Below are 20,419 nucleotides of genomic sequence, written 5' to 3'. Positions count from 1 at the left end.
GCTGGGGCGAGGAAGGGGAAGGGGATGGGACGGGGTGGGCTCGTGGCATATGTCGAGGCGGAGTTGGAGCGCGATATCGCTCTGGGGCGGCTGCCGCCCAGCGGGCAGTTCGGCTCAGAAGCGACGCTGGCGCGTCGCCATAACGTGTGTCGGGGCACCATTCGTGAGGCGCTGCGGCGGCTGGCGGCACGGGGCCTGGTGGTGCAGCGCTCCGGACGCAAGACGCGCGCGGTGGCACTGGATGAGTCGCTGACCCTGGAGAACCTGGGGTTGGCGCTGCATGACGCGCGCTCACCGGAGGCCCGGTGGCTCCTGGAGGGCTACTTCAGCCTCCGGCGGCAGGTGCTGGTGGAGCTGCTGGTTGACTGCTGCGCGAAGGCCTCCGAGCGCGACCTGGACGTGCTGGGCAGCCTCTGCTTCAGGCTTTGGGACGCGGCGAAGTGGGAATTGGGAGAGCGATGCGCCCAGGTGGAGTTCGAGCTGCTCCGGCTGGCGGCCCGGATGGCGGAGCGGCCCGGGCATGTCCTCCTCGTTCAATCCCTGCATCGTGCCTTCCTGGGCGGCCCGGCCCGACTGTTGCCCTTCATGGAAGGGGAAGCACTGCGCCAGTGGGTCATTTGCGCGACGGATGCCCTGAGGGAGCGTGACACGCGGGCGCTCCAGCAGGACCTGCCCACGTTGATGAAGGCTTGTGATGACCGCTTGCTGAACGCCTTCGCCCCCGTCGCCCGTGAGCCGGACGCCCCTGTCTCCCAAGGCGAGAGCCTCAGTCCCCCTTCGTCAGCTCCCGTGCTGGATGAGAACCGGGAGGAATACCTTCGCTTGGAAGGGGGTGGCATCGGAAGTCCCGCTTCAGCCGTTAAGGCCGCGGAGGTGATTGGGTTTGGCTCCTCAACCCATGTGAGTTCCTTGGCCGTAGCGCCCAGCAACACAGCTTTGCTGAGTTCAGCGGAGATGGAGCCTCCCTCCAGGAAAACCGGCGCGGAGGAGGCCAGGGGAGATGGGCTGAACGAGCCCTCGGGCAACCTGTCCGACGATCGGACATATTGTGGCTCGCCCTTTCCGAGGGAGACTCCACAGCCCGATCCGCGCCCCATCGGCTCATGCAGACAGCCTGAGCGAACGGGAGGGGCGCACGTCGAGCGACCTCACTCGCATCCGTGGAAGCGGGGCATCCACGCCAGGCCCATCCATCAGCTTCTGGTGAGCTGCCTGGACGCCCTGTGCGTTCATTCAGCACGTTTCAAGAGGGCCATGAACGTCTTTCACGAGCGTTCCAGTGCTTCTCGACGCAACAGCGCTGCGTCACATTGACGGATGCGTCAGCAAGCATCTTGAGACGGGGCCGGGCCCTACCTTGAACTGAAACATCATCACCGCGGCGTCTGCTGGGGTCCTGGCTCCCTCGAATGGGGTATGGACCCAGGACCTCCAGAAGGATTGGACTCCTGAATGCAGCCAGTGGGTTCCCACCGCTGGCTCGGCCCGGGACTCGACGCGATGCAAGGGGGTAATACCGTGGACGCGAATCAATTGCTGGAGCTGGTCAAGCGCTACCAGGACTCCAGGTCCTTCATCACCAACGAAGAGACCGCCAAGCTGGCGCTGGTGGTCCCCTTCATCCGGCTGCTCGGCTATGACCCCGGCCTCCCCCGGGAGGTGCGGCTCGAGTACACGGCGGACTTCGTCCAGGGAGATGGCAAGAAGCTCCCGGACCGGATGGACTTCGCCATCTTCGACCAGACGGGTCAGAAGCCGCTCATCGTCATCGAGACCAAACCCCTGGGCACCGACCTCAAGTCCCGCGCCCAGCAACTGGCACGCTACCTCTCCCAACTCCCGGAGCTCCACTTCGGCATCATCACGGACGGCTGCCATTACCTGTTCTTCGGTGACCTGGAGAACCCCAATGTCATGGACCCGGAGCCCTTCTTCACCTTCTCCCTGGAGGACACGAAGTCGGACTGGGCCAAGGTCGCGAAGTTCCTGTCCAAGTTCAGCCGCGAGTCCTTCAACGCCATCACGCTCATCACCGACGCGGAGAACAGCCGCTACCGCCAGGGAATGATCGACAAGCTGTCCGCCGCCCTGAGATCACCCGGCGAGCATGAGGGCTTCCTCAAGTGGCTCACCGAGGACGTCTACAAGGGGAAGCGGACGACCGCCGTGATGGAACGCCTCGCGGAGGTCGCCAAGGAGGCCATCGAACCCACGCTCCTGCGCGTCATGGGCGACGACTTCCTCGACAAGCTCAAGGAACGTCTCCAACGGCTGAACGAAGGCACGGAGCCCCCCGCCGCCAAGGACAGTCCCAACGTGGCGAAGGCCGACAGCACGAAGCCCTTCGAGACGGAGCCGCGTGCAGCGGGTGACGACAAGGGACGCGCCGTCATCGAGACCACCGAGGAGGAACTGGCCTTCTTCGGCGTCATCCGCGACATCTGCACCAAGAACGGCCACGCGGCGGAGGATGTCCTCTACCGGGACACCTCGAACTACTTCAACGTGTCCTTCAAGAAACCCACGAAGTGGTTCGTGCGCTTCTTCGGCAATGGCAAGCGCAAGTGCATCGCCACCTGGGTGCCCGTCGCCGAGGCGAAGACCCTCGCCGCGGGTTTCGAGGTCGAGTCGTCCCCCGCGGCCTTCGGCGTGAGCCGCATCTACATCCAGACGGTTCCGGAGATGTGGGCGCTCAAGGCGCTCGTCGCCCGGAGCCTGGAGCTCTCCCTCATGGCCAAGGAGGAATCGCCCACCGAGCCCGCTCGCGAGGAGGGCCGGACCGCGCTCAAGGTGGTCGCCAGCCAGTAGCGGCCACCCCGCGCGCTCACACCGCCGGCAGCGGCTTCACCGTGAGCCCCTTGGACGCGAGGAACTCCGGATTGAAGACCTTGGAGGCGTAGCGGCTGCCGTGGTCGCACAGGAACGTGACGATGCGCAGGCCCTGGCCCTGGTGCTTGCGCGCCACCTCCCACGCCGCCCGGACGTTCAGGGCCGCGGAGGTCCCCACCACCAGCGCGTCCTCGCGCGCCAGGTGATAGAGCATCTCCAGCATGTCCTGGTCCTCCAGGCGCATCGCCTCGTCCACGCGCGCCTGCCGGAAGTTCTCCGTCAGCCGCATGATGCCAATGCCTTCCGTGATGGAGCTCCCCACCGTCTCCATCTTCCCCGTGCGCACCTGGCAGTAGAGCCCCGACCCCGGCGGATCCACCAACACCACGCGCAACGCCGGGTTCTTCTCCTTCAGGTAGCGGCTCGTCCCGGACAGCGTGCCGCCGCTGCCCACCGACGCCACCAGCACGTCCACCCTTCCTTCCGCCTGCTCCCAGATCTCCGGCCCCGTCGTCTCGTAGTGGAAGTCGCCGTTCGCCGTGTTCTCGAACTGGTTCATCCACGCCCAGCCGTTCGCCTCCGCCAGCGCCCGAGCCTGGTGGAAGAAATGCGAGGGATTGGAGAACGGCACCGCCGGCACCCGCCGCACCTCCACGCCCATCGCCTCCAGGTACTCGTACTTCTCGCGTGCCTGGTTGTCCGGCATCGTCACCACCACGCGGTAGCCCCGCTCGCGCCCCAGCAGCCCCAGCCCGATGCCGGTGTTGCCCGCGGTGCCTTCGACAATCGTGCCGCCCGGCTTCAACTGCCCCGCGGCCTCCGCGCGCTGGATCATCCCCTTGGCGGCCCGGTCCTTGATGCTCCCACCCGGGTTCATGAACTCCGCCTTGGCGACGATGTCACAACCCGTCTGACGGCTGAGCGAGCCCACGCGCAACAGCGGCGTGTTCCCCACCGCGTCCCAGAGCGAACCCATTCGTGGCGCCATGTCCGTCCTCCCGCAGCTACAGCTTGCGCATCCGCACACGGCGGACCTTGTGGTCACTGCCCTTCACCAGGATGAGCCGCGCCCGTGAACGCGTGGGCGCGATGTTCTCCGCCAGGTTGGGCCCATTGATCTCCGCCCACACCGACGCGGCCCGCGCGATTGCCTGCTCGCGCGTCAATTCGGAGAAGCGCCGGAAGAAGGACCGCTCGTCGCGGAACGCCGTCTCCCACAGGCGCAGGAACCGCTCCACGTACCAATGGCGGATGTCCGTCTCCGTCGCATCCACGTAGATGGAGAAGTCGAAGAAGTCCGACAGGAACGTGTGCGGCAGCCGCCCGCCCTCTACCGGCCCCGTCTGCAGGACGTTGAGCCCCTCCAGGATGAGGATGTCCGGCTGCCGGATGGACTGCGCCTCCTCCGGCACGATGTCGTAGACGAGGTGCGAGTACACCGGCGCCGCCACCTCCTCGCGCCCCGCCTTCAGCTCCGCCAGGAAGCGCACCAGCGCGCGCCGGTCGTAGCTCTCCGGAAAGCCCTTGCGGTTCATGATGCCCCGCTCGGTCAGCACCCGGTTGGGGTACAGGAACCCGTCCGTCGTCACCAACGCCACGCGCGGATGATCCGGCCATCGCGCCAGCAACGCCTGGAGGATGCGCGCCGTGGTGCTCTTGCCCACCGCCACGCTCCCCGCGATGGCGATGATGAACGGCACCTTGCGCACCGAGTACCCCAGGAACGCCTGCTGTGCCGCCCACAGCGACTGCGCCGACGCCACCTGCAGGTGCAAAAGCCGCGACAGCGGCAGGTAGACGTCCTCCACCTCCTGGAGATCCAACCGGTCCCCCAGGCCCCGCAGCTTCTCCACTTCGTCCGCCGTCAGCGTCAGCGGAGTGGCGGCCCGCAGTTCGCGCCACGCGTCGCGGTCCAGGTCGACGTACATCGATACGGCGCGGGGCTTGGTCACGGACATGCCGCCCAGCTTGAACCAGACCTCCCCACCCCCGGCAAGTGAAGGCGACAACAGGTCTTCCCAGTGTTCCTTGACAGCAAGACTTTCCCGTCGCCAACGTGCCCGCCCGCTTCTTCGTCGCGCCCCGGGCTCCCGGGGGCACTCCACCCTCGTGGAGCCCGTTCCCGGAGGTCCCGCGTGTCCCCCGTCCCCGTCCTCCTCGCCGCCACGGGCCTGCTGCTCGCCGCGCCCCGCGCCGAGGCCTCCGAGCCCGTGACCGCGCCCGCCTCGGAGGAGCCCCGGAAGGCCGCGGAGCCCCCCATCGTCCTGATTTCGGAAGAGGGCTTCGCGCTGTCGTCCGCGGACAAGGCCTTCGTGCTCAAGCCGCGCGGACAGCTCCAGGGCGACGGGCGCTTCTACTTCGATGACCCCGACCGCACGGGCACCAACACGTTCCTCATGCGGCGCGTGCGCCCCATCCTGGACGGGACGCTCTTCGGCTTCATCGACTTCCGCATCATGCCGGACTTCGGCAGCGGGCAGCCCATCCTCCAGGACGCGTTCATCGACTTCCGCCCGGGAGAGTGGATCCGCCTGCGCGCGGGCCGGTTCAAGACGCCGTTCGGACTGGAGCTGCTCCAGTCCGACATGGACAACCCCTTCATCGAGCGCTCGCTCACGGTGGACCTGGTCCCCAACCGCGACGAGGGCCTGGAGTTGCACGGCGAGGGGCAGGGTGGCCGGTGGCAGTACTCGCTGGCGGTGGTGAATGGCGACCCCGACGGCACCAGCACCGACTCCAACATCGACGACAGCTTCGACCTGGTCGCCCGCGTCTTCGCCCTGCCCTTCAAGGGCCGCGAGCCCGCCTTCCTCCAGGGGCTGGGCCTGGGAATCGCGGTGACGCATGGCCTCCAGTTCGGCACGGCCACCAACACCGGGCTCGCGCCCTTCCGCAGCACCGGCCAGGAGGTCATCTTCAGCTACCTGAACAACACGAGCACCGGACAGATTGTCACCGCGCACGGCCAGCACCTGCGGCTCTCGCCCCAGGGCCACTTCTACTGGGGCTCCTTCGGCCTCCTCGCGGAGTACGTGCGCTCGTCACAGGAGGTTCAGGTCGCGGACGCCCGCGCGCGGCTGCGCAACCACGCCTGGCAGACGGCGGTGTCGTGGGTCTTCGGGGGCAAGGCGTCCTTCGAGGGCGCCCGGCCGACGAGGCCCTTCGACCCGAAGACGCTCCAGGGCGGCGCGCTGGAGGTCGCGGCGCGCTACCACGCGCTGGACATCGACAACGCCGCCTTCCCCCGCTTCGCCAACCCCGCCAGCTCCGTGAGCCAGGCGAAGGGCTTCGGCGTCGCCACCACCTTCGCCGTCAACCGGCGCGTGCGCTTCGCCATGAACTTCCACCGCACGAACTACGTGGGCGGCGCCCCGGACGGCGGTGACCGCCCTCCGGAGAACGTCCTCATGTCCCGCTTCCAGCTCACGTTCTGAAGACACGCGGTGAGGAGGGAAGACCACCGCTGACGCCGGGTGTCATCCGGCTTCGTCCGGGTGCGTCTTGAAGCGGCCGCGTCAGGTGCCCGACGCTCCCGCTGCCCGCGACGGGTGGCCCTTGCCCGGGGGCCGCTCCCGCGGGCTCCCGCCGAGAGGACGCATGCCCGCGAACGTGTTCCCGCAGCGCCCGACGTCTGTCCGCTCCCCATCCCTGCCAAAGGTGCTCACGCGCGCCGCGCTGCTCGCCCTGCTGGGCCTGGGCGTCCCCGTGGCCGCGCAGCAGCCGCAGCCCCCCGTGACGGAGGACGAGCCGCCCCCGGTGCAGCCGTCCCTGCCGGACCGCCGCGTCTTCTTCACCACGCTCAACGTCGTCCGATACAACCCGCTGGGGCTCGAGTCGCAGAACCGGCTCGTCTACCAGAAGCGCCTCTTCGACAGCCCGTCGCTGCTCCTGCGCGACACGTTCGCCAGCGCCGCCGCGAGCCTCAAGCTGAGCCCCGCGTTCTTCAAGCTGGGGCCCGTGGTGGAGCTGCAGCCCCTGGCGGTATTCAACGTCCGCGCCGGCTACGAGTACGTCCAGTACTTCGGCACCTTCGGCAGCATCCAGTCCTATCCGGACTCCTTCCAGCCCTACGACGACGACCTGCGCAGCGCGACCAATGACGCAGCCTACGGCACCTCCGGGCACCACTTCTTCGTGGAGCCCATGCTCCAGGCGAAGGTGAAGTCCGTGGCGCTGCGCACGAAGCTGGCCATCGAGTACTGGAACGTGTCCCTGCGCGACGGCGGGACGCGCGGCACGTTCTACGACCCGACGCTGGACACGCTGGTGCCGGGCAAGGGCTGGGTGCTCGCCAACGACACGGACCTGCTCTGGCTGGGCGGACAGTGGACGCTGGGTGCCCGGCTCTCCGCGGTGTGGCCCCGCTACAGCGAGGACACCACCGCGGTGGAGCCGCTGCCCGGCCGCAAGCTGCCCACCAACGAGCACATCCGCGTGGGCCCGCTCGTCGCGTATGCCTTTGACACGAAGCCCGGCGGGCTCATGAACAAGCCCACCGTGCTGCTCATCGCCGGCTGGTACCTGAGGCATGAGAACCGGGTGAGCGCCATGCCCTACCTGCTCGGCGGCTTCTCCTTCAGCACGGACCTGCTCTCCGGCCGCTGAGAGCTCACCCGAAGCCCTGGGCGCGCAGCATCGCGCCCAGCGGCACGGAGCCCGCGCGGTACGCGTCGAACCACCGCGCGGCCTCGTCCGGAGTGGGCTGCGTCCACCGCCAGGCGCCATCTCCGCCGCCCACCTCGCAGCGGATCAACGAGGTGCGCAGCTGCTCCGCGTTGGACAGCTCCAGCTGTTCCAGGAGCAGCGGGCTCTGGCTGGTGACGAAGGCCTGCCGCTCGCCCATGTCGCGCACGCACGCGCGCACCAGGTCCGGGTGCAGGCCATCCGCCAGCTCGTCCGCGACCACGAAGCCCGGGTGCACGTCCAGGTAGTAGAGGAAGGACAAGAGCCGCTTCTGGCCATGGCCCAGCTGCTCCTGCGTCACCGGCGAACCATCCGGGCGCACGAACGCGAAGCGGAAGCCGCTGAAGCCCAGCCGGCCGCCCTGCGACAGCGGCGTCGTCTCCGTCACGTCCATCGTGAGCGTGCCGGAGGCGAACCCCGCCAGCGCCACGAAGCGCGCGAGGAAGCCCTGCGGCAGCGCATCGTGCCGGAGCAGCAGTGACGGGGGCACGGGCTCGCGCTCCACCTGGTCGCGCAGCCAGCCTGGCATCCACGTGGGCAAGGCCATGAGGCCCAGGGGGAACAGCTCCTCGCCACGCTGCTCCATCGCGTAACGGATGGCGCCGATGCGCTCGAACATGCCCAGCGCTTCATCGAAGCGCGGCGGCGCCAGGAGGAACGTCTCCCGCAGCAGGTCCTTCAGCCGGTCCTTCACGCCGCGCTCCAGGTACTGCGCGGCCATGAAGAGCAGCGTCCACACGGAGCGGTCCAGCACCGACCAGTGCATGCGCTTGGAGAAGCCGGCCGAGCCCGACACCTCGCACGCGAAGCCCGTGGCGCTGGCGCGCATCACGAGCCGCGCGTCCTCCGCCGCGTCCCACCGCACCGTCGCCACGATGGAGGGCATCAGCCCATGCGCCAGCGCTCCCGGAGGCAGCGCCAGCGCATCCCCGGGACCGCCCTCCCCTGCCGTCGAGGGCAGCGCCGCGGGCGGCTCGTTGCGCACGGCCACGTCCACCGTCAGCGCGTCGAAGCGCAGCGCGTAGTCCAGGGCGAACGGCTCGCGCAGGAGCCCGGAGAAGTCCGAGCACAGCACCGAGGACACCAGCTCCAGCAGCGTCGTGCGCCCGCTGCCCGTCGCGCCCACCACCACGTTGAGCGCCGGGCCGAACGTCAGCACCGTGTCCGGCGCGAGCCCGCGGTAGTGGTGGACGTGCAGGCGGGTCAGCTTCATGGCGTCCAGCCCTCCCCGTGGACGGCCGTCAGCGTACGCCCTTGGCCAGCTGATGCGCGAGCCGGTGGAGCAGCTCCGTGTTCTCCGCCTCCGCGGCCTTCAGCCTGGGCAGCTGCGCCTTCAGCGCCGCCACGTCCTTGCCCCGCGCGACGAGCCCCGCCTCCCCCAGCTCCAGCCAGCGCCCCAGCTCCTGCGCCGTCAGCTCCAGGTGGAACTGGAAGCCGTAGGACTTCCCCAGCCGGAAGGCCTGCTGCGAGTACCGGTCCGTGGACGCGAGCAGCGTCGCGCCCGGCACCGGCGTGTACGTATCCCCGTGCCAGTGCGCCACCGGCGTGCGCGCCCGCGCCCCCGCCACGACCGGGTCCTTCAGCGCGTCCTGCGTCCAGCGCACGGGCCCCACGCCCACCTCGAAGCCGTTCTTGCCCGGCGACACCGTGGCCCCCGCCGCCGCGGCCAGCAGCTGCGCACCCAGGCACACGCCCACGCACGCGCGGTCGTTCGCCAGCCGCTCTCCCAGCAGCGCCAGCTCGTCGTTGAGGAACGGGTGCGCGTCCGCCTCGTACACGCCCATGGACCCGCCCATCACCACCACCAGCGGCGCGTCCACGTCCTCGCGCTTCACCGTCCGGAAGCGCCGCACCAGCGTGAACCCCGCCGCCTCCAGCGCGGGCCCCAGCAGGCCCGGCCCCTCATGCCCCTCGTGCTCGACCACCACCGCGCGCATCGTCCGCCACCCCTTGGCTGTGTCTTCGTCCGCACCGCTTGCCGCGTGAAGACTAACGCTCCCAGCCACGGCTGGCCGCGACGCGGCGTGAACCCGGATAATGGGGAGGTGTTTATTTCACAGTATTTCATGCCATCATCAGCGCGCCCGGTTTCCCCTATAAGCGTGCGTACCCGGGCGTTCCCCTTGGGTGTTTCCGTCGCGTCGTTTCCGAAAGGAAGTTCCTCGTGAGCAAGAGCCTTCGCGGTTTCAAGTGGCTGGTGGGCACGGTGGTCGGCGTTTCCCTGCTGGGCGGTTGCGGTGCTCCTCCGGCGGAGGGTGAGTCCACCCCGGCCGAGGCCACCGAGCAGGCGCAGGGCGCCCTGACGGCGCAGGTGTCCGCGGGCAAGGCCTCCATGGCCGCCAGCGAGCGCGTGACGGTGGAGGTGACGCTGACCAACACCTCTTCGTCGCCGGTGAGCCTCTACAAGTGGGACGCGCCGGGAGAGGGCCTCACCGAGGGCCGCCTGTCGGTGTCGCGCGACGGCCAGCCCGTGGCGTACACCGGCGCGCACTACAAGCGCGTGATGGGCCGCGCTGAAGACCTCATCACCCTGGCCCCCGGCCAGAGCATCTCCGGCCCGGTCGTGGTGTCGGACGCGTATGACCTGTCCGTCTCCGGCAACTACACCCTCCGCTATGAGCTGGAGGCGCACGCGGGCGTGTCCGCGCTGTCCTCCAACTCGGTCACCCTCTTCATCGAAGGCCGCCGCAACAGCCTCGAGGGCGCGCAGGCGATGGGCGTGGTGACGGGCGAGAGCCTGTCCTACTCCGGTGCGTGCACCACGTCGCAGCAGAGCTCCATCTCCTCGGCGTTCAGCGGCGCGCAGACGTACTCCAACAACGCGTACACCTACCTGAGCGGCACGCCGTCCCCGACCAGCCGCTTCACCACCTGGTTCGGCACGTACAACACCACCAACTGGAACACCATCAAGTCGCACTTCAGCGCCATCAAGAGCGCGTTCGCCTCCGCGGCGGTGACGGTGGACTGCAGCTGCAAGGACACCGGCACGTACGCGTACGTCTACCCGACGCAGCCGTACAAGATCTACGTGTGCGGCGCCTTCTGGAGCGCCCCCACCACGGGCACGGACTCCAAGGCCGGCACGCTGGTCCACGAGATGAGCCACTTCAACGTCGTGGCCGGCACGGACGACTGGGCCTACGGCCAGACGGCCGCGAAGAACCTGGCCAAGTCCAACCCCACCAACGCGCGGGACAACGCGGACAGCCACGAATACTTCGCGGAGAACAACCCCTCGCTGCCGTAAGGTGACGACGGACCGTTGACCGGAGGGGCGCGGGCCACGAGGCTCGCGCCCCTTTTCATTTCGCCGTACGCGCACAAGGAGCGTCACGTGATGGGGCTCGGACGAAGAAACCTCGCATGGCTCGCGGTGCTGGCCGCCGCCGCCGGTGTCACCGCCTGCACCCCGAAGCCCGCGGAGGCGCCCGCGCAGCAGCAGGCCCCCGCCGCGACGCCTCCAGCCAAGACGCCGCCTCCGGCCCCACCTCCCCCCGCGCAGGAGCCCGCCCCCGTGACGACCCCGAAGCTGGAGTGCGCCCTCAGCGTCCACCCGAAGGCCAGGGTGGGCGAGCCCATCGAGGTCCTCTTCAAGCTCACCAACCGCTCCGACACGCCCTTCTGGGTGCTCAAGTGGCAGACGCCGCTGGAGGGCATCCTGGGCACCGTGTTCCAGGTGACCCGCGACGGCGCGGAGGTGCCGTACCAGGGCCCCATGGTGAAGCGCGCGCCCCCGAACGCGGACAGCTACGCGCTCATCGCCCCGGGCGCCACGGTGGAGAACGCCGTGGAGGTGACGCGGGCCTGGGACTTCACGAAGCCGGGCACCTACCGCATCACCTTCCGCGACTCACTGATGGACGTGGCCACGCGCCAGGAGGACGTCCCCCGGGCCGGCGGCGAGTACAAGCCCACGCCCGTCACGTGCGCCCCCGTGGACGTGACGGTGGCCCGACGCTGATGGGTGCGGTGAGGCCGTAGGCGAGGGCCCTTCCGGATTTCCCTGGAACGAGGAGGGCGGACGGACACGCTCCCCCTCCTCAGCCGGGCCCGGGCGCGATACACCTGGGCCCACCATGGCGGACACCCCTTCAATGAACATCCCGACGGTCGACCTCTTGGACCTGGCCTCGGGTGAACCGGCGCGCCTGGAGCGCGCGGCGGCGGCCCTGCGCGAGGCCTTCGGCGTCTTCGGCCTCGTGTTCGTGAAGAACCACGGCGTGGACGCGCCGGCGCTGGAGCGCTTCTATGACGCGTTCTCCGCCTTCGTGGCCCGCCCGGACGCGGAGAAGCGCCCGCTGGGCCGCGCGGACCTCTGGTACCAGCGCGGCTGGACACCTCCCAACACGGAGGTCGCCGTCGCCAGCAACGGGCAGCCGGACTTCAAGGAGTGCTACTTCGCGGCGCCCACCCCCACGGACCCGCAGTCCGCCATGGAGTTCCCGGAGCTGTACCCGGAGAACATCTGGCCGGACAACGCGCCGCCCTTCTTCCAGGAGGGCCTGCTCACCATGGGCCGCGCGCTGCACGAGGCCGGCCTCAAGCTGCTGCGCGGCGCCGCCCTGGCGCTGAGCCTGCCGGAGGACACCTTCACCGCCGCGTGCGAGAAGGCGCCCCACGTCACGCGCGCGCTCCAGTACCTGCCCCTGGGCCCGTCCCAGGTGAACACCGGCATCCTCTGGGGCGAGGAGCACACCGACTTCAACCTGCTGACGCTCCTGCCCGGAGGCCGGTTCCTCGACCCCGAAGGCCGCCCCGCGCCGAAGCCGGACGACAAGAGCGGCCTGTACCTTCGCACGCGCGCCACGCCGGACGCGCCCAACGGCCACATGGTGCGCGGCACCGCGCCCGCGGGCTGCATCGTGGCGCAGGTGGGCCAGCAGCTCGAAATCCTCACGGGCGGCACGTTCCTCGCCACGCCGCACGTCATCACCGCGCCGGGCGTGCCGGGGTGGCAGCGCCAGTCCGCCGCGCACTTCATGCACGTGCACACCAGCCAAGTGCTCTTCCCGCTGCCCGGCTTCCGCACGCCGGAGGCGGTGGCCAACTACGCGCCGCCGGTGCTCGCGGGCACGTACGACATCAAGACGCTGGTGGACATCGGCCTCGCGCCGCCCGCCGCGCTCGACAAGCTGGGCTACCGCCACTACGACCGCTTGAACCGGATGCGCGCGACCTCATAAGCCGCGCCTGGGGCGCGCGCCCCTTGTCACTGGCGCAAGGGGGACGGGCTGCGTTACAGCGCAGCCACCCCATGGCCATCCCCTCCGCGCTCGCCACATCCATCTTCCGTCACCGCGACTTCCGGCTGTATCAAATCGCCCGTCTGTGCGCGGTGCTCGCGGCGCAGATCGAATCGGTGGCCATCGGGTGGCAGGTGTACGAGCTCACCGGGAGCGCGCTCGCGCTGGGCTACACGGGCCTGTCCCAGTTCGTCCCCTTCCTCGCCTTCAGCCTGTTGGGCGGTCAGGTCGCTGACCGCTACGACCGCCGCAGCATCCTGGCGCTGTGCCAGGGCGTGATGATGGTGTGCAGCCTGCTGCTCCTGTCCTTCACGCTGGGCCACTTCCAGGACGTGCGCTTCGTCTACGGCATCCTGGTGCTGTTCGGCACCGCGAGAGCCTTCTACGCGCCCGCGGGCTCCGCGCTCACGCCCTACCTGGTGCCGAAGGAGGAGCTGACGCGCGCCGTGGCGGTGAACTCCACCACGTGGCAGGTGGCCACCATCGCGGGCCCCGCCGTGGGCGGCCTGCTCTACGGGTGGCTGGGCGGCAAGGGCGTCTACATCACGTCCGCGTCGCTGTGCGCGCTCACCATCGTGTGGATCCTCTCGCTCAAGGTGCGCACGGGCAGCGCGTCGCGAGAGCCCATCTCCCTGAAGACGCTCGTCGCGGGCCTGCGCTTCGTGCGCCAGAAGCGGATGCTCCTGGGCAGCCTCACCCTGGACCTCTTCGCGGTGCTGCTGGGCGGCGCGGTGGCGCTGTTGCCCATCTACGCGCGCGACGTGCTGCACACCGGCCCGTGGGGCCTGGGCCTCTTGCGCAGCGCTCCGGCCGCGGGCGCCGCGGTGGTGGCGGTGCTGCTCACGTTCCGTCCGCTGGGCGGGCACGCCGGGTGGAAGATGTTCATCGCGGTGGCGGTGTTCGGCGCGGCCACGCTGGTGTTCGGCCTGAGCACGTCCCTGCCCCTGTCGCTCGCGGCGCTCGCCATTGGCGGGGCCGCGGACATGGTGAGCGTGGTGGTGCGCCACACCCTGGAGCTGGTCTCCACGCCGGATGAGATGCGCGGCCGCGTGAGCGCGGTGAACCTGATGTGCATCGGCGCCTCCAACGAGCTGGGCGAGTTCCGCGCGGGCTCGCTCGCCGAGGCCCTGGGCGCCGTGCACGCGGTGGTGATTGGCGCCGTGGGCACGCTCGTCGTCGTGGGCCTCTGGGCCTGGTTCTTCCCGGAGCTGCGCAACGTGGACCGGCTGGAGTCCGCCGCCCACCGCCCGCCCCCACCCGAGCCGGACGCCGCAGAATCCGCGCCCTCCCTCTGAAGAGCCCCCCTGCGCCGGGGAAACCATGGCGCGCGAAAGGGTTCAACGCAGGGTGAAGGCGCTGTTGCCTGGACGGACACCGTTCAGCCGTCCTTGTAGCCAGGAAGGCCACAACCAGAGTCCGCCAGCCTCCGCCTCCAGAGGAGAGGGCCGGATGGTATGGTCCGTGCTTGGACCTTCGTCCCATGGCGTACTACTTCAATGTACTGGCACTCTGTGTCGGGGCTGCCCTGTGCTTCGTGCTGGGCCGGGCGCTCTTCGACGTCAACGAGCGCGCCCCCGCCCCGGCGTCCGTCATCAGCGCGGTGGACCCCGGCCTGCCGCGGGTGGTCCGCGCGGACGCGTGCCAGCACCCCCGCAAGTAGGGCCCCACGCGGGGGCGCCCCCGCGCGATGATGCGCGCCTGTCGTGAGCGCGACCGGCCCCCTCCTCCTGATGCTGCTCTGGGCGGTGCTCCTCGTGGGGGTGCTGTCCATCGTCGTGTCCACGCTGCGCACCGGCGCGCCGCCCATGCCCAGCTCGCCCCGCGTGCGGCGGGCGCTGTTGGCCATGCTGCCCAGGGACATGCACGGCACCGTGCTGGACCTGGGCTCGGGTTGGGGGGACGTGGCCTTCGACCTGGCGGATCACTGCCCCCAGGCGCGCATCGTCGCGTACGAGCTGTCCTGGCTGCCCTGGCTCTTCAGCCGCCTGCGCCAGCGGCTCTTTCCGCGTGGAAACCTCACGCTCCTTCGCGGGGACTTCTTCTCCGCGTCGTTCCGGGAAGCGGCCTGCGTGGTCTGCTACCTGTCCCCGGGCATCATGACGCGCCTGGCGCCCCGCTTCGCGGCCGAGCTCCCCGGAGGCGCGCGCATCCTCAGCCACACCTTCGGGCTCCGAGGCTGGACGCCCGTGCGCGGCGTGCGGCTGACGGACCTGTACCGCACGCCCGTCTACCTCTACGAAGTGCCGCCCCGCGCGCCGCCCCATGAGTAGAGTCCCCCTCCGTCCACCCCTTCTCGAAGAGACCCTCCCGCGATGAGTGACTTCCAGTTCCAGGACATGCTGCCGCTTGGCAAGGACGAGACGCCCTACCGCCTCCTCACGAAGGAGGGCGTCTCCACGTTCGAGGCCGCGGGCCGCACCTTCCTCCAGGTGGAGCCGGAGGCGCTCACGCGGCTCACGCGCGAGGCCATGCGGGACATCTCGCACCTCTTGCGCCCGGGCCACCTGCAGCAGCTGGCGAACATCCTCAAGGACCCGGAGGCGTCGTCCAACGACAAGTTCGTCGCGCTGGAGCTGCTCAAGAACGCGAACATCGCCGCGGGCGGCGTGCTGCCCTCCTGCCAGGACACCGGCACCGCCATCGTGATGGGCAAGAAGGGCCAGTACGTCCTCACCCGCGGCGGCGACGAGGCGGCCATCTCCCGGGGCGTGTTCGACACGTACCTCACGGCCAACCTGCGCTACTCGCAGATGGCGCCCCTGGACATGTACAAGGAGGTCAACACGGGCAACAACCTGCCCGCGCAGATCGAGCTCTACGCGACCGACGGCGACGCCTACAAGTTCCTCTTCATGGCCAAGGGCGGCGGCTCCGCGAACAAGAGCTACCTCTTCCAGGAGACGAAGGCCGTCCTCAACCCGCAGAGCCTGCTCGCGTTCCTGGAGCAGAAGATCCGCTCGCTGGGCACCGCCGCGTGCCCGCCGTACCACCTGGCCATCGTGGTGGGCGGCACGTCCGCGGAGTTCGCGCTGAAGACGGCGAAGTACGCCTCCGCGCGCTACCTGGACACGCTGCCCACCAGCGGCAACGCGCTGGGCCGTGGCTTCCGCGACGTGGAGCTGGAGCAGGAGGTGCTCAAGCTCACGCAGCGCACCGGCATTGGCGCGCAGTTCGGCGGCAAGTACTTCTGCCACGACGTGCGCGTCATCCGCCTGCCGCGCCACGGCGCCTCCTGCCCGGTGGCCATCGCCGTGTCGTGCTCCGCGGACCGCCAGGCGCTGGGCAAGATCACGCGCGACGGCGTCTTCCTGGAGGCGCTGGAGACGGACCCGGCGAAGTACCTGCCGGACACCCCGGACACGGACCTGTCCGGCGACGTGGTGAAGCTGGACCTGGACCGCCCCATGAGCGACCTGCGCGCGGAGCTGTCGCGCTACCCCATCAAGACGCGCCTGTCGCTGTCCGGCTCGCTGGTGGTGGCGCGCGACATCGCGCACGCGAAGCTCAAGGAGCGCCTGGACCGGGGCGAGGGCATGCCCCAGTACCTCAAGGACCACATGGTCTACTACGCGGGCCCGGCGAAGACGCCGGAGGGCTACGCGTCCGGCTCCTTCGGGCCCACCACCGCGGGCCGCATGGACGCGTACGTGGACCAGTTCCAGGCGGCGGGCGGCAGCTTCGTGATGCTCGCCAAGGGCAACCGCTCCCCGGCCGTCACCGAGGCCTGCAAGAAGCACGGCGGCTTCTACCTGGGCTCCATCGGCGGACCGGCGGCGCGGCTCGCGCAGGACTGCATCAAGAAGGTGGAGGTCCTGGAGTACGCCGAGCTGGGCATGGAGGCCGTCTGGAAGATCGACGTGGTGGACTTCCCGGCCTTCATCGTCGTGGATGACAAGGGCAACGACTTCTTCGCGAACATCCACAAGCCGTCCGCGAAGAAGGCCTGAAGCGGCGGGCTACGCGTCGCAGTCGAAGCCCTTCTTGAAGAGGGGGCGGCAGTCGGCGCAGGCGTACCAGGCCTCTCCGTGCGAGCACTCCACCAGCTCCTCGCCGGAGGGGTCGCCGTCCGGGGCCTCGGTGCAGCCCACGCACGCGCCCAGCCGCTTGCCCTCGTCCGCGTGGTCGGTGGTCTGCTTGCGCTTATGGCCCCGCTTCGGGGCCGTGGTGGTCGGGGGATCCTCGGCCACGGTGAAGTTCGGTGGGTCCTCGATGAACTGGTGGATGGGGCTGCCAGGCCGCAGCTCGGTGCGCCGCCCATCCCCGTCCAGCCCGAGCACGTTCCCGAAGGTGAAGGGGAGCACGGGTTTCAGGCGCAGGCGCTTGGCCCTGTAGTTCTGGACGCTCGGGGACAGCTCCGCCAGGCGGTACTCCGGGTATTCGTGCTCGCGCAGGTGGACCACTCCGCCGGGCAGGCAGCGCTTCGCCAGGTGGTTGAGGTTGGAGCAGACGTGCTTGTAGGCCCGCCACGGCCCCTGCCCCTGGGGCGGCGGGCGCAGCACGAAGAAGCCGACCTTGGAGTCCGCGTGCTGGCGGCTCAGCTTGTCATCCGTGTAGACGACGATGTGGCCCAGCACGCCATGGGTGCGATTGCTGCACACCAACCCCTTGGCGTGGACGGCGCCCCGCGTGTCCTCGTCGTGGAAGCCCACCCGCGGGTGGATGCAGTTGGTGGAGTAGACGCGCTGAACGGACGGTTCGGCGTACAGGTAGTCGAGGATCTCCTGCCGGGGGTGACCGTGCGCGTGCCGCCCCGCGGAGATGAAGGCCGCGGACGGATTCAGCCCGGCGACGAAGGTGGCGGACGTGCTCGTCTCCGCGCCATGGTGGCCGACCTTGAAGGCACAGACATGGTTCCCCAGGTCCAGCTGCTCCTCCATGGCCCAGGGGAGGTCTCCGCCGGTGTAATACTTGAACTCATTCATCTGCAGCAGGCAGGCGATGCTGGCCGTGTTGTCGTCCCGGAGTTCCGGCGTCCCCACGTGCTTGATCGTCAGCGAACAGGACTGGCTGTTGAAGAGCACCTGGTCCTGGGTCGCGATACTCCACGTGACGCCTTGCTCCTGACACGCCCGCTTCAGGGTTTCGAACTTGTCCGCGTTGTGGCCGAACTTCGGGACCAGCAGCGTTCCGATTCCGAAGTTCGTGGACTTGACGACCGGGACCAGCCCCTCGTGGTGGTCGTTGTCCAGGTGGGTGCAGATGATGAAGTCGAGGCGGGGGATGCCCAGCTCCTCGAGGATGCGGGTGACGTACTTTCCCCGGCACTTGCGCCCTCCGTCGATGAGGACGTGGTGGCTTCGCAGCGGCCCCAGCAGGCTGATGAGCGAGGACTCCCCCTGGGACACGTCGAAGTGGATGATGCGCAGCCTTGCCGTGTACATCGCGCTCCCTCGGTGTGGTGCTTACTCGAACTCGAGTGCGCGCTGGAAGTCCGCCGGGTTGGAGGCCGCGCTCTGCGCCGTCTCCAGGGTGATGTCGCCGGCGCGGTACAGCTGCGTCAGGTGCTGATCGAAGGACTGCATGCCGAACATGTCGCGGCCCTTCTCGATGACGTCCTTCAGCTCCGCGGCGCGGTCGTCGCGGATGTACTGCTCCACCGTCTTCGTCTGCACCATGATCTCCAGCGCCACCACGCGGCCCTTGCCGGTGGCCTTGGGCAACAGGCGCTGGGAGATGGTCGCCTTGAGCGAGTCCGCCAGGCGCATGCGCACCATGGTCTGCTCCTCCGCGGGGAAGACGGACACCAGGCGGTTGATGGTGCGCGACGCGTCCGTGGTGTGCACCGTGGAGAGCACCAGGTGGCCCGTCTCCGACGCCTTCAGCGCGATGTCGATGGTCTCCGTGTCGCGCATCTCGCCCACCAGGATGACGTCCGGGTCCTGACGCAGCGCCGCACGCAGCGCGATGGCGAAGTTCGCCGTGTCAGGGCCAATCTCCCGCTGGGAGATGGAGGACTTCACGTTCTTGTAGATGAACTCGATGGGGTCCTCGATGGTGAGGATGTGCAGGCTCTCCGTCTGGTTGATGTGGTTGATCATCGACGCCAGCGTGGAGCTCTTGCCGGACCCCGTGGCCCCCGTCACCAGCACCAGGCCGCGCTCGTTGCCCGCGATCGTCTTGAGCACCTGCGGCAACCCCAGCCCGTCGATGCTGGGAATCTCGTCCGGGATGATGCGCAGGATGCACGCCAGCGAGCCGCGCTGCCGGTAGATGTTCACCCGGAAACGCGCCACGCCCGGCAGGCTGTAGGACGAGTCGCATTCCTGCACACTGTCGATCTGCGCCTTCATCAGCTGATCGTTCATCACGTGCAGGGCCACCTGCTTCGTGTGATCCGCTTGAAGCTTTTCCATCTTCAACGGCCGCAGCACGCCGTTCACCCGGTAGATGGGCGGATCCCCAGGGCGAAAGTGGATGTCCGATGCCCCGTTCTGGACGCCGACGGTGAGCAGCTTGTTCAGGGTGTTCTGGTCCAGGTAATCCCTCTCACGTCACGAATGGAGCGGAGGATTCTAGGAGAACGCTGCCCAATCCCTCCATGATTGCAGTATGGGAAGCATTTCCCCAGCCTCACTGTACTAATTTTCCCCGCAAAACGCGAAATGCGAGTACCCCAGGGGATGAAGGAACTGTCCTCGATTGCTCACCAGTGGCCGTCGTCCTGCCCGGAAGGCCCGGATGCCCTGCCCCAAATCCGTGGCGAACATCCGGGCATGAACGCACGAACCGAGCAGGCCCCCCACTACGAAGAGCTGTCTTCCGCTGACTACGCCGCGCTGGAGGTATGGGATCCGACCCAGGTGGTGATTACGCCGCGCATGGCGGCAAGGCTGTGGTTGCAGACCAGCCTCCGTCTGACGCGCGCGCAGAAGGAGCTTCACGACGCCATCTTCGCCAACGACGCCAGCGAAGCGGCGAAGGACCGCTACGCGGAAGCCCGCGCGGAGCTGGACTCGGCGGAGGCCTGGGCCCTGCACGTGGCCCGCAACATCCCTCGCAACCGGTAGACGACAGCGCTCCACCTCCCCCCCGGACGTGGCGCACGGGTGGCGGCGGGCTGGCGGAGGGACGGGCCTTGAAGTGGGCCCGGCCTTCCGCCCCCGTCGTCACCCGTTGTCGTTCGTGGGAGCCGGCGGGTCGGCCGGTTCATCCTTGCGCGGCGGCGGCGCGGACTCGTTGCCCAACAACTGGCACAGCCCCGCCTGGAGCTTGTCCAGAAGACGCGACAGCTCGTCGGCCTCCGGCGGAGGCAGGAACGCGCGCGCCTGGGCATCCACCCACTGCGCGGCGAGCTCCAGCGCATGGAACTCCCGGCGCCCCGCTTCGGTGATCTCCAGGCGCACGCAGCGGCGGTTCTCCCCCGCGCGCCGCTCCACCAGCCCATCCTCTTCCAACCGGTCCACCAGCCGGCTCACCGCGGGCGCGTCGATGAGCAGCCGCTCCGCGATGACGGCCTGACTGTGGATGCCGTGCACGCCGATGTTCTTCAGCACGAGCAGTTGCATCAGCGGCCGATCCGTATGCTCTCCAACTTTCTGGGTGAGCAGCCGGACCACTGCGCGTCGCGTTGATGCCACTTGCTCAGCGATGGTCATGGGCGTAAGAGATGATTGCATTCGACAACGGTTGTCAATTACATCTTGACTTGACTGCGCGCAGGG

At 69.0% G+C, this 20,419-nt stretch carries 19 protein-coding genes; 12 read left to right on the top strand and 7 right to left on the bottom strand.

Annotated elements, in window-relative coordinates:
• Positions 1-24 precede the first annotated feature (24 nt).
• Both KYK13_RS14765 and KYK13_RS14760 read left to right on the top strand, forming a co-directional pair.
• Positions 25-1,314 carry a FadR/GntR family transcriptional regulator gene (locus tag KYK13_RS14765; RefSeq protein ID WP_223645076.1) on the top strand — a complete coding sequence of 430 codons (1,290 nt, stop codon included), beginning with the start codon at positions 25-27 and terminating at the stop codon, positions 1,312-1,314.
• Positions 1,315-1,518: 204 nt separating this feature from the next.
• Positions 1,519-2,808, top strand: coding sequence for a type I restriction enzyme HsdR N-terminal domain-containing protein (locus tag KYK13_RS14760; RefSeq protein WP_370645419.1), 1,290 nt, complete (start codon positions 1,519-1,521; stop codon positions 2,806-2,808).
• 16 nt (positions 2,809-2,824) lie between these two features.
• Here the strand turns inward: KYK13_RS14760 and KYK13_RS14755 are convergent, their stop codons facing one another.
• Both KYK13_RS14755 and coaA read right to left on the bottom strand, forming a co-directional pair.
• Positions 2,825-3,817, bottom strand: a complete 993-nt coding sequence (locus KYK13_RS14755; RefSeq protein ID WP_223645074.1) for a cysteine synthase A — start codon at positions 3,815-3,817, stop codon at positions 2,825-2,827.
• Between the two features lie 16 nt (positions 3,818-3,833).
• Positions 3,834-4,787, bottom strand: coding sequence for a type I pantothenate kinase (coaA, locus tag KYK13_RS14750; protein WP_223646625.1), 954 nt, complete (start codon positions 4,785-4,787; stop codon positions 3,834-3,836).
• A 177-nt stretch (positions 4,788-4,964) separates the two neighbouring features.
• On the opposite strand from coaA, the gene KYK13_RS14745 reads away from it, so the two are divergent.
• The gene (locus KYK13_RS14745) at positions 4,965-6,263 is read left to right on the top strand and encodes an OprO/OprP family phosphate-selective porin (RefSeq protein WP_223645073.1); all 1,299 of its coding nucleotides are present in this window, start codon (positions 4,965-4,967) and stop codon (positions 6,261-6,263) included.
• 163 nt (positions 6,264-6,426) lie between these two features.
• Positions 6,427-7,434, top strand: a complete 1,008-nt coding sequence (locus KYK13_RS14740) for a hypothetical protein (protein WP_223645072.1) — start codon at positions 6,427-6,429, stop codon at positions 7,432-7,434.
• A 4-nt stretch (positions 7,435-7,438) separates the two neighbouring features.
• Here KYK13_RS14740 and KYK13_RS14735 read toward each other — a convergent pair whose 3' ends face one another.
• Both KYK13_RS14735 and KYK13_RS14730 read right to left on the bottom strand, forming a co-directional pair.
• Positions 7,439-8,725 carry an AAA family ATPase gene (locus tag KYK13_RS14735; protein ID WP_223645071.1) on the bottom strand — a complete coding sequence of 429 codons (1,287 nt, stop codon included), beginning with the start codon at positions 8,723-8,725 and terminating at the stop codon, positions 7,439-7,441.
• A 28-nt stretch (positions 8,726-8,753) separates the two neighbouring features.
• Entirely contained in the window at positions 8,754-9,449 is a 696-nt protein-coding gene (locus KYK13_RS14730; protein ID WP_223645070.1) for a glutamine amidotransferase, read from the bottom strand.
• A gap of 227 nt (positions 9,450-9,676) precedes the next feature.
• Here KYK13_RS14730 and KYK13_RS14725 point away from each other — a divergent pair, with 227 nt between their 5' ends.
• The 7 genes from KYK13_RS14725 (at position 9,677) to KYK13_RS14695 (ending at position 16,705) form a co-directional block, all read left to right on the top strand.
• Positions 9,677-10,762, top strand: a complete 1,086-nt coding sequence (locus KYK13_RS14725; protein ID WP_223645069.1) for a M35 family metallo-endopeptidase — start codon at positions 9,677-9,679, stop codon at positions 10,760-10,762.
• A gap of 90 nt (positions 10,763-10,852) precedes the next feature.
• Positions 10,853-11,476, top strand: a complete 624-nt coding sequence (locus KYK13_RS14720; RefSeq protein WP_223645068.1) for a protease — start codon at positions 10,853-10,855, stop codon at positions 11,474-11,476.
• 133 nt (positions 11,477-11,609) lie between these two features.
• Positions 11,610-12,698 carry an isopenicillin N synthase family oxygenase gene (locus KYK13_RS14715; protein WP_223645067.1) on the top strand — a complete coding sequence of 363 codons (1,089 nt, stop codon included), beginning with the start codon at positions 11,610-11,612 and terminating at the stop codon, positions 12,696-12,698.
• 71 nt (positions 12,699-12,769) lie between these two features.
• Positions 12,770-14,053: an MFS transporter gene (locus KYK13_RS14710; protein WP_223645066.1), complete on the top strand. Its 1,284-nt coding sequence runs from the start codon at positions 12,770-12,772 to the stop codon at positions 14,051-14,053.
• A gap of 185 nt (positions 14,054-14,238) precedes the next feature.
• Positions 14,239-14,418, top strand: a complete 180-nt coding sequence (locus KYK13_RS14705; RefSeq protein ID WP_223645065.1) for a hypothetical protein — start codon at positions 14,239-14,241, stop codon at positions 14,416-14,418.
• Positions 14,419-14,461: 43 nt separating this feature from the next.
• Positions 14,462-15,028: a class I SAM-dependent methyltransferase gene (locus tag KYK13_RS14700; RefSeq protein ID WP_223645064.1), complete on the top strand. Its 567-nt coding sequence runs from the start codon at positions 14,462-14,464 to the stop codon at positions 15,026-15,028.
• A gap of 42 nt (positions 15,029-15,070) precedes the next feature.
• On the top strand, positions 15,071-16,705 hold the full coding sequence (locus KYK13_RS14695; protein ID WP_223645063.1) for a fumarate hydratase: 1,635 nt from the start codon (positions 15,071-15,073) through the stop codon (positions 16,703-16,705).
• A gap of 9 nt (positions 16,706-16,714) precedes the next feature.
• Here the strand turns inward: KYK13_RS14695 and KYK13_RS14690 are convergent, their stop codons facing one another.
• Together KYK13_RS14690 and KYK13_RS14685 are read right to left on the bottom strand one after the other, a co-directional pair.
• A complete protein-coding gene (locus KYK13_RS14690) occupies positions 16,715-18,139 on the bottom strand; it encodes a ComEC/Rec2 family competence protein (RefSeq protein ID WP_223645062.1) in 1,425 nt (474 codons plus the stop codon).
• A gap of 21 nt (positions 18,140-18,160) precedes the next feature.
• Positions 18,161-19,234: a type IV pilus twitching motility protein PilT gene (locus tag KYK13_RS14685; protein ID WP_370645418.1), complete on the bottom strand. Its 1,074-nt coding sequence runs from the start codon at positions 19,232-19,234 to the stop codon at positions 18,161-18,163.
• 237 nt (positions 19,235-19,471) lie between these two features.
• Here KYK13_RS14685 and KYK13_RS14680 point away from each other — a divergent pair, with 237 nt between their 5' ends.
• Positions 19,472-19,765, top strand: coding sequence for a FruA-associating protein, FapA (locus KYK13_RS14680; RefSeq protein WP_223645061.1), 294 nt, complete (start codon positions 19,472-19,474; stop codon positions 19,763-19,765).
• A gap of 99 nt (positions 19,766-19,864) precedes the next feature.
• Here KYK13_RS14680 and KYK13_RS14675 read toward each other — a convergent pair whose 3' ends face one another.
• Positions 19,865-20,263 carry a MarR family winged helix-turn-helix transcriptional regulator gene (locus KYK13_RS14675; RefSeq protein ID WP_223645060.1) on the bottom strand — a complete coding sequence of 133 codons (399 nt, stop codon included), beginning with the start codon at positions 20,261-20,263 and terminating at the stop codon, positions 19,865-19,867.
• Positions 20,264-20,419: the final 156 nt, after the last annotated feature.

It is taken from the genome of Corallococcus sp. EGB (assembly GCF_019968905.1).
Lineage (GTDB): Bacteria > Myxococcota > Myxococcia > Myxococcales > Myxococcaceae > Corallococcus.
Note: the sequence above shows the minus strand (reverse complement) of the source record. Positions and strands in the feature narration are given on the sequence as shown.